Here is a 13466-nt window from a genome sequence, read left to right on the forward strand (position 1 = left end):
TTCAGCTAGCACTTCCCCTTGCCCGGTGTGCAGAGGACTTTCACCTCCAAGTCACTCAACTAACCACCACAGTCAGTCGAGCCGCGCTCCCGCGCGTCGCGCCATGCCTGGCGCACCCAAAAAAAAAAGCGCGCCTTGCGAGGGCGCGCCGTCCAGCCTTCCTGGCGACAGCCCGGATTACTTAAGGGTCGAGAATTTCTGTTCCAGCGTTTTCGCATCGACTGCGCCCGGAATGCGGCTGCCGTCGGCAAAGAAGATGGCCGGCGTGCCCGAAACACGCAACTGCTGGCCCAGGGCCAGGATTTTTTCATGCGGGTTGGCGCAAGTGGCCGCCACCGTGGCCGGTGCCTTGCCATTCAACATCCAGTCATCCCAGGCCTTGTTGCGGTCCGGTGCGCACCAGACATTGCGCGACTTGACGATGGAATCGGGCGACAGGATGTTGTACATGAAGGTGTAGACAGTGACGTTATCGATCTCCTTCAGCGCGTTCTGGCGGAAGCGCTTGCAATAACCGCAGTTCGGATCTTCGAACACGGCGATCACGCGCTTGCCATTGCCCTTGACGGTTTTCATGGCCGAATCGAGCGGCAGGTCGGAGAACTTGATGCGATTGACTTCGTCCAGGCGCACCTTGGTCAGGTCTTGCGACGTCTTGGCGTCGAAGACGTGGCCGACGAACAGGTATTGCGCGGCTTTGTCGGTGTACAGGATATCGCCACCCGTGCGCACTTCGTACAGGCCGCCATACGGGGTTTCCTTGACCGAGTCGACCTTGGCGCCTTCGCCCAGGCGCGGTTCGATCAGCTTTTTGATGCTCGCTTCCGTCGGCGTTTCCGCGCCAGCGCACGACATCATCAGGCCCGAGGCCAGCACCAATGCGATTCTGCTCATTTTTATCACTATCACTTCTCCACTTGAAACGCCTGGCGGAACCGGCATCTGGCCCGGCGACATTATATTTTTAACAAAACGATCGCCGCAGACCAGCTGCGGCGACCTTGAATTTCACTACTGCCATTATCCAGCGATATCTTAAGATTCGCTGATATCCCAACGCTTAAGACTTACTGATGTCCCAATGCGTGTGAAATCATTTTTCGCTTCAGGGCCGGTAATTTATCCAGCAAGTTTAATCCCAAATTGCGAACCACGCGCAGCGGTTCCAGATCGGCGCCAAATAATCGCGCCAGGCCATCGGTGGCCAGTTGCATCAGCAGCACGTCTTCCTTGCGCGCGCGCGCATAGCGGGCCAGCACGCGCTCGTCGCCGATGCCGCGGTGCGCCTCGCGCTCGGTAATCGTCTTGACCAGCTGCGCCACGTCGGCAAAACCCAGGTTCATGCCGTGGCCGGCCATCGGGTGCACCACGTGGGCGGCGTCGCCCACCAGGGCCACGCGCGGCGCTACCATGGCGTGCGGTCGCATCAGGGTCAGCGGAAATGCGCGCACCAGCTCCGGCTGCAGCGGCGTGAGCTTGCCCAGTTTGTCGTGGCAATATGCGGCCAGGCGCGCAGCCAGGGCATCCGCCGATTCGGACATCAAGGTGTCGGCCAGCGCATCGGGCGCCGACCAGACCAGCGAAACGCGCTCGCCCGGCAGCGGCAGCAGCGCGACGATGCCTTCGCTGCCCGTAAACCATTGGTGGGCCGCGCCATGGTGCGGCTTTTCGCAAACGAAGTTGCTGACCACACCGCGCTGGCCATACGAGCGGTAATCGAGGCCGATGTCGCACTGGCCGCGCACCCACGATTGGGCGCCGTCTGCGCCCACCACCAGCGCGCAGGTGATGGTGTCGCCGCCATCGAGGTGGACGATGGCCGAGTCATTCGTCCATTCCAGGCGGCTGGCGCGGCCCTGCAGCACGTTGACGTTCGGTGCGAATTTCAGGGCCGCATCCAGCGCCTGGCCCAGGTTGCGGTCTTCGACGATCCACGCCAGGGTGCCCACATGGGCGCCGTAGGCGTCGAAACCGAGTCCGCCCGCCTGCGCGCCGTCGCCGTTGACCAGCATGGCGTCGACGGGCGCCACCCTGTCGGCCTGCAGCGCGCCCCATACCTTCAGCGACGACAGCAGCTGGTGCGCCGTGTGATTGAGCGCATACACGCGCACATCCCAGCTCGGCTCGACCGGCTTGACGGCCGAAGTGGATGTGGATGCGGGTGGGCTCACCGGGGATAACAGGGTGACGCTTTGTCCTGCCTGGGCAAACGCCAGCGCCGTGGTTTTCGCGATGGCGCCATTGCCGACGATGCAAACGTCGCTGTGGCTGTGCATGAAGCGCCGCATGGTAGGGGGAGTGGGACTGTTCATGCGGCCATTATAGCGTTTGCCGTCCCCGTTTCAACATGCGCGCCTGCTAGCGAAAACGGGGAAAAGCAAAGATTTGAACTATTCTTGATCCTGGCGCAGAAATGCCTGCGCTCGCTCCAGCACTTCATCGCGCCCCGCGCGCAAGCCGGCCACGCTGGGCGCGACAGTGATATCGGGCTGCACGCCCACTCTTTGCAACTGGCGCCCGTCGGCATGGCGCACTTCCGCCCCCGAGTACCAAACATGGACTTTTCCAGGAAGCACCACCTCACGCAACTCACCATCCGCGCCCGCGCTGGGCGTGCCGATGAAGGTGACGGGCGTGGCCGCCTCGACCGCCAGCGCCAGATGCTCGGCCTGGCTTTGCGTGTGTTCGTTGATCAGCATGACGACCTGGCCCCGGTACAGGGGCGCCAGAGTTGGGTACAGGAAGTCGGGATACGCCAGTTGCACGCCGTAGCTGGTCTCATGAGCCGTCACCAGTTGCTGGTAGTGCATGGCGAAGACGCTGGCGTCATTGACATTGAGGCGCGCCGCGATGGCGCGGCCCGTGCCATGCGGATAGCCGCGCATATCGAGTATCAGGGCGCGGCTGCCTTTTATCATGTCGAACATGGCGATCATCGGGCGCGCGTGGCGCGGCGCCAGCGCATCGTCCAGCGGCGTCGGCTGCAACACCACCTCGCGCCGCTTGCCATCGCTGCCGTCGACCTGCAAGGTTACGCCGGCCCCGGGCAAAAAAGTCAGCATCTCGGCCATGGCCTTGCGCCAGCGTCCCGCTTCGTTCGAGGCGGCAGTCGCGGCGCGCAACCGCGCCAGGCGCGCGCCTACGTACTCGCCATCGATTTGCACGATATCGTCGCCCACCTTCAGCAGGCCCGAACGCAGCAAGGCGGGGTCCGTCACGTTGGCCACAAAGATGCCCTCATCGATGGCGGCCAGCACCACGCCGATGCCGTGCGTGCGGCTATTCCCGCCCAGCGCCCGGCTGCCCACGCCAACATGGCTGTCATCCAGACTGCTCGCCATCTCCTGCAGGATCACGCCATACTCGCGCGCATCCTGCACATGGGCCATCTTGTACAGGCAGCGCTGCAAGGCGTCATCCCAGGAGCTGCTCATCAGGCGCTTGGCCGGAAAATAATTGTCCAGCGTGGCCCACAGCTTGATGGCAGCCAGCATGCGCCACTCGCGCTCGGGCAAGCGCATGTCTCGATAAGGTTCGTCGTCGTGCCGCACCGGATACAGCGGAGCGGATGCCGGCGGCGATATCAGCGGCGTCGATGGCTGCGCCAGCAGCGCCAGCGCCGCCTTGACGGGCGTGCTGGCCGGCCCGGTGGCGCGATCCATGCGCAAAGTGCGGTCGGCAGCCAGCACGGTGGCGCTGCCGTCCGGCCAGGCCAGCTGGCCGGACGCGAATTGCACGCGCAAGCCATCGCCTATCGACAACGTTTGCACGGGGCCGGCGCGGCTGCGCCAGGCGCCCTCCTCGGCCACGATGCGCGCGCGACCAGTGCGCTGCAGCGCCAGCACGGCATGCGGCACCATCTGCGTGTCATTGACGATGAAGACCATCGGCAGCGCCCGCGCCCCGGGCGCCGGCTGCAGCCGTTGTGCCTCCAGTTGCATGAAACCGGCCGTCATGCCTTCCCAGCGCCCGGGATTATTCGGGCGCGGGCCGGTGGAAAAGCGATAGCGCTCGGCCGGCAGCAGCAAGGGTTCGGCGATCAACTGCGCCAGCACGGCATGCAGCATGGCTGACGACGGCGCGCGGGCAAACTCCCTGAGCGGACGCAAATCAAGTATGACTTGCCTGGCCCCGGCCGGCAGCAGCAGCGGCCGGCTGTCAGCCCGCATGCCCGGATGCAGGTGCAGCAGCGCCGTGTCGCCAGGTAGCCATTCCAGCACAACGCCATCGGCCGGCCAGCGCACGTACGCCGGCGCCTCTGCCCCGATGCGCAAGGCCTCATCGCGCAGCGGCGCCATCAGGGTCGCGATGGCAAGCCGCAAACTGGGTTCATCGTATTCGTCCCGCAGTTGGGGCAAGGCCGCCACCAGCGCGCGGTCCCAGTCGACGCGGTCGTCGGCCAGCGCGGGATGCGTGGCGCGGGCCGCGCTCCACAAGCGCGCCAGCGATACGATATTCCCATCGCCCGCCTGTGCCGGCGCTGCGGCGCAAACCAGCACCATCAGCCCCCCCCAGCAAGCCCGCCAACGCGCGCCGCGCGTGCCCACTTTCTACCGCCATCCATTGCATCGCCATCCCGGTTTCCCTGTTACGCCCTTGAAGCCAACCCCTGCGCACCATAAAAAAACCGTCTGGCGCCGGTGCTTACATCGTGATGCGGGTTGACTGATTTGATAAGGAATTAATTATCAGGCAATAGCACTATGCGAGCAAGAACCTTCGCCTGCAGCGCTCCCCTCCATGGCTAGACGGTTACATCCCTACCTAAAAAGGCAGATGCATCCAGAAAATCAAGGAAAAGTCGCAGCCGGCTCTTGCATTCCCGTTTTGGTCTGCTATAATTCTCCACCTTGGCCTGGTAGCTCAGTCGGTAGAGCAGAGGATTGAAAATCCTTGTGTCGGTGGTTCGATTCCGCCCCGGGCCACCAAGAATTCGTTTCACGTTCAAAAACGCCACCTTCGGGTGGCGTTTTTGTTTGCACAATCAGAAATGCTCGCATATCCCGCCACTGGCGGAATCCAGCCCCCGCCTCCCAGCAAGCAGACTATGAGCACGCTCAAACGCTGCCAAGACAGCCGTTCCGGGTAGTAATTCCTTTGGTATATTGCAGTCACGCAAGCCAACATCGCGCGCAGCTTGCATGGGCCGCATACTGCGCCCATCGTCCATACCTGCACTGGCGGTTCGCCGCCCGTCACTACCTGGGACTCCATATGCCACACATCCTGACATCATTGACGGGCAGCCTGAATGCAGCAGAACCAAAATCGCCAAGGGACAGTACAAAAGGACCGATCGGGAAACTTACATTGAATCGCTACGTGCGCAATACCCCACATGGGCTGCCCACCAGACTTTGGACGACATTCCTCGACGTGAGCAATGGATGAGTTCGCAAGAACTCAACGCCCTGCGGGCAAAGCAGCCTACACGCGACGCCGACCCGGTCGAATGGGTCCGGTTTGACCCACCCGCCTCGCAATGACAAGCGCTTGTAGCCTTGCCGTTTACCACATCAAATCATCCGGAATCTGGAACGCTGCATACGGATCGTCCTCGTCCACTTCGGTGCTGGCCTGTTTTACACGTACGACGATGGCAGGGTCGCGTTCGGCGATCTTGTCGGCGATGATGCGCGGCACCAGTTCCACGGCGCCGCCCAGGCAAACGATCACCAGGCGGCCCGCCACCAAGTGCGCCTGCACGGCCGCCGTCACATAGATGCGCTCGATCTTGTTGTTGAACGTGAAGTTATACGGCACGTCGCCGTTGTTGCCCTTGCTCTGGCGGTTCTTTTGCACCATTTGCGCGATCTGCGCCACGATGGCTTTCTGGTTGGCGGCCGCGTCGCGCTGGGCGTTCAGTTCGCGCGCACGTTCCGCGTTCTTGCGCTGCGTCTCGAGCGCGGCCAGACGCACTTCGTCGACACTTTGCGTGCCGCTCTTGCGCTCGTCCTTTTTTTGCTTGCTCTTGTCCTGGTTGGCCAGTTTGACCTTCTTCTTGTCGACCAGGCCGGCCTTTAAAAACTGCTCTTGCAACGAGACCATAACTACTCCGTATTGAGGGTGCGCCGGCCAAGACAGCGGCATCGGCCGGTGGAAAGACGCTAGCATAGCAAAAAACGGCGCGCCCACTGCCGTAACATGGCTGCCCGGGCCGACCGTCGGCGACGTAGCGGCAAGCAATGACGCTCCAGTAACAAAAAGACACACACGAGTGGAAATTTTGTTGATAAATGTCATATAGTTAGTTACGTTCTGCATATCGGCTTCGCCGCCGGTTGCATGCCCCCTTCCACTGACTGCGTCTACAAGGATTTGCCATGAAACAATTAATCGCCCTTTGCATCGCCGCCGCATTTGCCAGCACCGCCTTTGCCGCCGCACCGGAAGCGGCTCCCGTCGCCAAGACGGCGCAACAGTCAAAAATGACCACTTGCAATGCCGATGCTGCCGGCAAGAAAGGCGATGAGCGCAAAACCTTCATGAAGGAATGCCTGAGCGCCAAGCCGGCACCGGCCATGACGCAGCAAAACAAGATGAAGGCGTGCAATGCCGACGCCAAGGACATGAAGGGCGACACGCGCAAGGCGTTCATGAAAGAATGCCTGAGCGCGCCCAAGAAATAAGCGCCGGTTCGAAGCGCCGGTGGGCGCTTCACTCCACAGCGCCAGCCGGAAGGCTGGCTTTTTTTTGTTCCCGATATGGAGCCCCCTCTTGCCCTATCGCCAGTCCCCTTCCTCTGCCAGCAGCCTGCTGGCCACCGCCTGCCTCGCCCCCCCCCCTCTTGGCAGGCTGTCACACGGCCACGCGACAAGGCTTAACGCTGAACGCCGGCAATCATGATGAATGATCAAGATGACATGGAGAAAGATAGCGCGTAGTATTTAATCAACCTACTGCTCAGTACGGTTACACGACATTCTGGAGAAAGGACGGCAGCGTGGCGGCGTCGAACGATCTCGCGCACTGGCGCGGCCAGGTCTTTAACCGCCTGCTGCAGGTGGTGCTGCTGCTTGGCTTCGTGACGGCCATTCCCAGCGCGCTGCTGGCCGCGAGCGAAGCTATCTGGTCGATTGTCGCCCTCGACTTGCTGGCCATCGGCTGGATCGGCGTCATCTGGCATCTGCGCGCCATGCCCTATCGCTGGCGCGTGTGGCAATTCCTCATCGTCGCCTACCTGGTGGGCGTGGGTCTGTTGCTGAAAATCGGCCCCGTCAGCCAGATCTACATGATGCTCATGCCCGTACTGGCGGCCTTGCTGCTTGGAATGCGGCCAGCCCTGTCGACGCTGCTCCTGACTTCGCTGACGCTCTTTTTTCTCGGCCTGCATCCCGACGTCGCCCTGCAACTGCCGGGCACGCCCGATTCTCCCGTGCTGCGCGCGCTGATCGTGGCCCTGAACTTCCTGTTTATCGCCGCCGTGCTGACCCTGTCCTGCGCTTTCCTGCTGCGCCACCTGGAAGACAGCAGCCAGGCCCTGTCGCAACGCAACGCCGAGCTGCGCTTGACCGCCACGGCGCTGGCCCGCCTGAACGATATGGTGATGATCGCCGAAGTGGCCGAAGTGGCTGACGTGGCTGAAGTGGCTGATGCACCACCCGGCCCCGGCGCGGTGCCGGCCACGCACATCATCTTCGTCAACGACGCCTTCGAGCGCAGCAGCGGCTATGCGCGCGCCGAGGTGCTGGGCCGCAGCCTGCTGTTCCAGCACGGCCCCGCCACCGATGCAGACGAACTGGCGCGCATCGCCGCCGCCATGGCTCGCGCCCAACCGGCACGCGCGGAATTACTGAACTACAACAAGAGCGGCAAGGCGTACTGGGTCGAAGCGGAACTGGTGCCGTTCACGGATGCGGACGGCAAGCAGACGCACTGGGTGGCCGTCGAGCGCGAAATCGACGAGCGCAAGAAATCGGAAGCGGACATCCACCGCCTGGCCTTCTACGACGTGCTGACTGGCTTGCCCAACCGGCGCCTGCTGATGGACCGCATCGCCCATTTGCTGGCCGCCGCGCCGCGCGACCATACAATCAGTGCGCTGATGTTCATCGACCTCGACCACTTCAAGCACATCAACGATACGCGCGGCCATGCCACCGGCGACGCGCTGCTGCGCCTGGCGGGCGAACGGCTGGCGCAACTGATGCGCAAGGCCGACACGGTGGCACGACTGGGCGGCGACGAATTCGTCGTGCTGCTGGCGCACCTGGCCGAGGACCTGGACAGCGCCGCCCGCGCGGCGGCCCATGTGGCCGAGAAAATCCGCGCCGCCATCGCACGCGACTTCGATATCGGCGGGCAGTCCTACCATTGTAGCGCCAGCATTGGCGTGACCCTGCTGCCGAAAGCGGGCCAGCAGGCGCACGACCTGCTGCGCGAAGCCGATATCGCCATGTACCGCGCCAAGGCCGAAGGGCGCAACGGCGTCGCCTTCTTTGAAGCGGCCATGCAGGCGGGCGTGGAGCGGCGCCTGACCCTGGAACGGGCGCTGGCGCGCGCCCTCGATGACCATGAATTATGCATGCACGTACAGCCGCAGGTCGACAGCGATGGACGGGTGACGGGAGCCGAAATGCTGATGCGCTGGCCGCAGGCGGACGGCACGCACATCGCGCCGGGCGTCTTCATCCCCATCGCCGAAGAATCGGGTCTGATCGTCAGGCTGGGCCACTGGGCCCTGCGCGAAGCGTGCCGCGCCGCTACGTTGCTGGCGCAGGCCGGATCGCCCATCGCCCTGTCGGTGAACGTCAGCCCGGCCCAGTTCCGCCAGCCCGATTTCGCCTCCCGCGTGCAGGCGGCGCTGGCCGAACACGGCACGCCGGCGACCGCCCTGATCCTGAAATTGACGGAAGGCTTGCTGATCGACCAGCGCGACGCCTCGCTGGCGCGCATGCGCGAACTGGCCGAGCTCGGCATCCGCTTTTCCATCGACGATTTCGGCACCGGGTATTCCAGCCTCGCCTACCTGACCTCAATGCCGCTGTACGAACTCAAAATCGACAAGCGCTTTATCGACGACACGCCGCGCGATGCGCGCGACACGGCCATCGTGCAAGCGATACTGGCCATGGCGCGCCACCTGGGCTTGCGCGTGGTGGCCGAAGGCGTGGAAACGCAGGAGCAGGCCGACTTCCTGATCGCCCACGATTGCGACGGCTTGCAGGGCTATTTGTATGCGCGGCCCATGTCCTTGCCCGACTTCATGACCTGGCTGGCCGAACGGCGTTAGGTTTACGGCATTTCCCCCACGAAACTCCTCCGCTAGAATACCGGCCGCATAGCCTGTACCTTCACCATCCCCTTTTATAATCTTGTCAAATAAAGCGATCCCCGATGCGTCTGGTTCTTCCCCTGTTGGCCCCTTCCCTGCTGCCGCCTCTGCTGACGCCTCTGCTGCTGTCTCTGCTGGCCGCCGCCCTGCCCGCCGCGCATGCGGCCCCATCCACCAGCGCGCCCACGTCGATTACCCTGGATCAGGCCATGGCCGATCCCGACTGGATCGGCACGCCCGTCGAAGCGGCGTGGTGGGGCTGGAATGGCCAGCTGTATTACAAGCAAAAGCGCCTCGGCTCGCCCCTGCGCGACACCTATCAATTGCCAGGCGCGAACGCCAAGCTCAATAGCGGCAAGAAGGTCGACGATGCGCAACTGGCGAATCTCGATGGCCAGCAGATGGTGGTCAACCGGGCCGGCACGCGCGCCATCCTGCTGCGCAACGGGGATTTGTTCGAACGCGACCTGAAAAACGGCGCCTTGATCCAGATCACGCGCGGCGTCCCGGCCATCAGCGACCCGCAATATTCCGCCGACGGCAGCGCGGTACAGTACCGCAGCGGCGCCGACTGGTTCAGCTGGAACCGGGTTGACCGCCTGAGCGCCCCCGTCGCCCTGCTGCGCGCGGCCAAGGATCCGGACGCCAAGCCGGAAGCGGACGCCCTGCGCGACCTGCAACTGCGCCTGATCCTCAACCTGGCGCGCCAGAAGGAAGACCGCGATGCCAGCCGCGAGCGACGCCACGAAGAGCGCCGCCAGGACAGCACGCGCGCGCCGGAACCGATCTACCTGGGCGATAAGGTCACCATTTCCGGCAGCGCCCTGTCGCCGGACGGCCGCTGGCTGCTGTTCGTCACGCAAGACAAGGCCGCCGAAAAGGGCAAGCTGGGCAAACTGGCCCGCTACGTCACGGAAACGGGCTACCCGGAAGCGGACGACGAACGCACGCGCGTGGGCCGCAACATGCCTATCGCGCAAAGCCTGAAACTGGCCGACCTGCGCACGGGCCAGGTGCGCGAGATCGGTTTCGACAGCTTGCCCGGCATCGCCACCGACCCGCTGGCCAGTCTGCGCGCCGAGCAGAAGCTGCCGCCATTGAAGGGCAACCGTGCCGTGCGCGTCGATGCCCAGCGCGACGGCATCACCTGGACCGATGACGGTTCCAATGTGGCCGTGCGCGTGCGCGCCATCGACAACAAGGACCGCTGGATCGCCAACGTCGACCTGGCCAACGCGGCCCTCGTGCCCGTGCACCGCATCAGCGACACGGCCTGGGTCAACCGCCGCGCCGACGAATTCGGCTGGCTGCCCGACAACGCCACCTTGTGGTATTTGTCCGAGGAAAGCGGCTACGCCCACCTGTACGCGAAGACGGGCGCGGCTCCGGCACGCACATTGACGCAAGGCAAGTGGGAAGTGAGCGCCGTCGAGTGGAGCCGCGACGGCAAGCACGCCTATTTTCTATGCAACCGGCAGGCGCCGGGCACGTATGAAGTGTGCGCCAGCACGGCCAGGGAGGGCGGCGCGCGCGAAGTGACGCAATTGAAAGGCGTGGAAAACTTCGGCCTGTCGCCGGATAACGGCAAGCTGCTGCTGCGCTATTCCACCAGCTATATGCCGGCCCAGTTGGCGACCATTTCTGTCTCCGGCGGCAAGGCGAATGTCCTGACGGACACGCGCAGCGACGCCTTCAAGGCGCGCAGCTGGGTCATGCCGCAGTTGGTGCAAGTGCCGTCCACGCATGGCGCGGCGCCCATCTGGGCCAAGCTGTATCGCCCGGCGCAGCTGGAAGCGGGCAAACAGTATCCTGTCGTCATGTTCGCGCACGGCGCCGGCTACCTGCAGAACGTGACACAGCGCTACCCCGTGTACTTCCGCGAACAGATGTTCCACAACCTGCTGGTAGAGCAAGGTTATATCGTGCTCGACGTCGACTACCGCGCCTCGCTCGGCTACGGCAGCGCCTGGCGCACGGCCATCTACCGCCAGATGGGCCACCCGGAACTGGAAGATTTCATCGACGGCGCCAATTGGCTGGCACAGCAGCACCAGGGCGACATCAAGAATGTAGGCATTTATGGCGGCAGCTATGGCGGCTTCATGAGCCTGATGGCCCTGATGCGCGCGCCGGACGTCTTCAAGTCCGGCGCCGCCCTGCGCCCCGTGACGGACTGGACCACCTACAACCACGAGTACACGGCGAATATCCTGAACACGCCGGACATCGATCCGCAAGCGTACAAAATCTCGTCGCCGATCGAGTACGCCGACAAACTGACGGGCAACCTCTTGATTGCCCACGGCATGATCGACGATAACGTGTTTTACCAGGATTCCGTGCGCCTGTCGCAGCGCTTGATCGAGCTCAAAAAGGATAACTGGGAAATGGCCAGCTACCCGATGGAGCGCCACGGCTTCGTGCAGCCGGAAGCGTGGTATGACGAGTACCGCCGTATCTATCAGTTGTTCCAGCGCACGCTGAAGTAAACCTCCCTGCCCGCTTTCACGCGGGCATTTTTTATATGCAGCTCACTCAGTCAAACGGCACCGGCCGCGGCGTCGCGTCGGACGATGGCGGCAGGATCGGCAGCACGATGTGCGGTTGCTTGCCTGTCAAGGTCTTCAGGAAGGCCACCAGCTTGGCATTTTCGTCGGGCGTAAACGTGCGGCCCAGTTGCAAACGGCCCATCACGTCGACGGCTTGCGTCAAGGTCGCCGCTTCGCCATCGTGGAAGTAGGGATAGGTCAGTTCCACGTTGCGCAGGGTGGGCACCTTGAAATTGAAGCGGTCGGCATCCTTGCCCGTCACGGCCGAACGTCCTTGCGCCGTCATCGCCGTTTTATACGGTTCCACCACGCCCATCTTCTGGAAGGTGTTGCCGCCCACGGCGGGACCGTTATGACAGGCGATACAGCCGCTCGACTTGAACAGCTGATAGCCGGCCAGCTCGTCTTTCGTCAGCGCGCTTTTCTTGCCGACCAGCCATTGGTCAAAGCGCGCACCGGGGGTCACCAGCACTTCCTCGAAAGCGGCGATGGCGCGCGTGACTTGCTCGATGGTCAGCTTATCCTGGCCAAACACTTGCCTGAATTGCGCGCGGTAGGCGGGAATCGAGGCCAGCACGTCGATGGCCAGTTCGTGCGTAAAAGCCATCTCGCCGGGATTGGCGATGGGACCGCCCGCCTGCTCCTGCAAGTCCTTGGCGCGGCCGTCCCAGAATTGCGCCACGTTCATGCTGGAATTGAGCACCGTAGGTGAATTGATGGGCCCCCGCTGCCAGTTGTGGCCAATCGAGGTCTTGATATTATCCGTGCCGCCCATGCTCAGGTTATGGCAGCTATTGCAGGAAATGAAGCCCGAACGCGACAGGCGCGGGTCGAAAAACAGCTTTTTACCCAGTTCGACCATCGCCGGATTGGCGACCTTGGCGGCAGTGATCGGCTGGATCGGCTCTTTCTCGGCGGCATGAAGAGCACCGCCGAAAGCCAGGCTGGCGATGAAGACAAAGGGGGATAGGGTGCGACGCATAGTGTAACTCCTGGAAACATTCCCAAATCGGCGGCACGCGCCGGCGCGGGAATGCAGCACGCCGGCCCGGTTGCCACCCGTACATCGCTGATTGGATGTTGATTTATATTAACTTTGGCTGCTTGACAATGAAAATGACGGGGATCAAGGATTGTTCAGCGCGCGAATCGAGCTTGCCATTTGGGCAAGCGTGGCACATGATGAGGACATGCAAACGCCAACCTACCCCACCCTGTTGCCACTGCTGCGCGCCGCGTGCGCCAGCTTCCTGCTGCTGGCCGCCAGCGCCTGCGGCAGCGCCCCCACACACAATGATGCGCCGCCCGCCCCCGGCAATGCTGGCTTGCTGGCGCAAATCCAGGCGGAAGTAGGCGCCGCCGCCTGCGATTCCACCCAGCAATGTCAAACCATCGCCATCGGCGCCAAGGCCTGCGGCGGCCCCGAGCGCTACCTGGCCTGGTCCAGCAAGGAGCATGACGGCAAGAAACTCAAGGCACTGGCCCAGGCGCAAGCCGAGGCGAGCCGCAAACAGCAGCAGGCGGACGGCATGATGTCGACCTGCTCCATCGTCACGGACCCGGGCGCCATCTGCGAGGCGGGGCGCTGCGTACTGCAAAAGAGCGGCCTGGGCGGCAGCTCGGCCATGTAGGCAGGGATAACC

The 13466-nt window shown here is 63.3% G+C and carries 9 protein-coding genes and 1 tRNA gene; 5 read left to right on the top strand and 5 right to left on the bottom strand.

Annotation, left to right across the window (positions count from 1 at the left end):
• Positions 1–177: 177 nt before the first annotated feature.
• The 3 genes from ACQ4WP_RS21670 to ACQ4WP_RS21680 all read right to left on the bottom strand — a co-directional run bounded on the left by ACQ4WP_RS21670 (position 178) and on the right by ACQ4WP_RS21680 (position 4502).
• Positions 178–894, bottom strand: a complete 717-nt coding sequence (locus tag ACQ4WP_RS21670; protein ID WP_436524263.1) for a DsbC family protein — start codon at positions 892–894, stop codon at positions 178–180.
• A gap of 173 nt (positions 895–1067) precedes the next feature.
• Positions 1068–2312 (bottom strand): FAD-dependent monooxygenase, encoded by a 1245-nt coding sequence (locus tag ACQ4WP_RS21675; RefSeq protein WP_436524265.1) that lies wholly within the window; start codon positions 2310–2312, stop codon positions 1068–1070.
• Between the two features lie 78 nt (positions 2313–2390).
• A complete protein-coding gene (locus ACQ4WP_RS21680) occupies positions 2391–4502 on the bottom strand; it encodes a S41 family peptidase (RefSeq protein WP_436524267.1) in 2112 nt (703 codons plus the stop codon).
• 350 nt (positions 4503–4852) lie between these two features.
• On the opposite strand from ACQ4WP_RS21680, the gene ACQ4WP_RS21685 reads away from it, so the two are divergent.
• Positions 4853–4928 (top strand) — tRNA-Phe (locus ACQ4WP_RS21685).
• A 580-nt stretch (positions 4929–5508) separates the two neighbouring features.
• On the opposite strand, the gene ACQ4WP_RS21690 is transcribed toward ACQ4WP_RS21685, so the two are convergent.
• The gene (locus ACQ4WP_RS21690; RefSeq protein WP_034753528.1) at positions 5509–6048 is read right to left on the bottom strand and encodes a DUF2058 domain-containing protein; all 540 of its coding nucleotides are present in this window, start codon (positions 6046–6048) and stop codon (positions 5509–5511) included.
• A 275-nt stretch (positions 6049–6323) separates the two neighbouring features.
• Here ACQ4WP_RS21690 and ACQ4WP_RS21695 point away from each other — a divergent pair, with 275 nt between their 5' ends.
• From ACQ4WP_RS21695 to ACQ4WP_RS21705, 3 genes are all read left to right on the top strand, one after another.
• Positions 6324–6629 (top strand): PsiF family protein, encoded by a 306-nt coding sequence (locus tag ACQ4WP_RS21695; RefSeq protein WP_426073178.1) that lies wholly within the window; start codon positions 6324–6326, stop codon positions 6627–6629.
• A 314-nt stretch (positions 6630–6943) separates the two neighbouring features.
• Entirely contained in the window at positions 6944–9232 is a 2289-nt protein-coding gene (locus ACQ4WP_RS21700; RefSeq protein ID WP_436524270.1) for a putative bifunctional diguanylate cyclase/phosphodiesterase, read from the top strand.
• Positions 9233–9336: 104 nt separating this feature from the next.
• On the top strand, positions 9337–11763 hold the full coding sequence (locus ACQ4WP_RS21705; protein WP_436524272.1) for a S9 family peptidase: 2427 nt from the start codon (positions 9337–9339) through the stop codon (positions 11761–11763).
• Between the two features lie 46 nt (positions 11764–11809).
• Here the strand turns inward: ACQ4WP_RS21705 and ACQ4WP_RS21710 are convergent, their stop codons facing one another.
• Positions 11810–12805 carry a cytochrome-c peroxidase gene (locus tag ACQ4WP_RS21710; protein ID WP_436524274.1) on the bottom strand — a complete coding sequence of 332 codons (996 nt, stop codon included), beginning with the start codon at positions 12803–12805 and terminating at the stop codon, positions 11810–11812.
• 208 nt (positions 12806–13013) lie between these two features.
• Between ACQ4WP_RS21710 and ACQ4WP_RS21715 the strand changes: the two genes are divergently transcribed.
• Positions 13014–13454, top strand: coding sequence for a hypothetical protein (locus ACQ4WP_RS21715; protein WP_436524276.1), 441 nt, complete (start codon positions 13014–13016; stop codon positions 13452–13454).
• Positions 13455–13466: the final 12 nt, after the last annotated feature.

Source organism: Janthinobacterium lyxosi, from assembly GCF_051380665.1.
GTDB lineage: Bacteria > Pseudomonadota > Gammaproteobacteria > Burkholderiales > Burkholderiaceae_D > Janthinobacterium.

Bases quoted from the DNA above. Each gene is read 5' to 3' on its own strand.
- ACQ4WP_RS21710 (WP_436524274.1), bottom strand. From the start codon at position 12,805: ATGCGTCGCACCCTATCCCCCTTTGTCTTCATCGCCAGCCTGGCTTTC.
- ACQ4WP_RS21680 (WP_436524267.1), bottom strand. From the start codon at position 4,502: ATGGTGCTGGTTTGCGCCGCAGCGCCGGCACAGGCGGGCGATGGGAAT.
- ACQ4WP_RS21670 (WP_436524263.1), bottom strand. From the start codon at position 894: ATGAGCAGAATCGCATTGGTGCTGGCCTCGGGCCTGATGATGTCGTGC.
- ACQ4WP_RS21715 (WP_436524276.1), top strand. From the start codon at position 13,014: ATGCAAACGCCAACCTACCCCACCCTGTTGCCACTGCTGCGCGCCGCG.
- ACQ4WP_RS21705 (WP_436524272.1), top strand. From the start codon at position 9,337: ATGCGTCTGGTTCTTCCCCTGTTGGCCCCTTCCCTGCTGCCGCCTCTG.
- ACQ4WP_RS21675 (WP_436524265.1), bottom strand. From the start codon at position 2,312: ATGAACAGTCCCACTCCCCCTACCATGCGGCGCTTCATGCACAGCCAC.
- ACQ4WP_RS21690 (WP_034753528.1), bottom strand. From the start codon at position 6,048: ATGGTCTCGTTGCAAGAGCAGTTTTTAAAGGCCGGCCTGGTCGACAAG.
- ACQ4WP_RS21695 (WP_426073178.1), top strand. From the start codon at position 6,324: ATGAAACAATTAATCGCCCTTTGCATCGCCGCCGCATTTGCCAGCACC.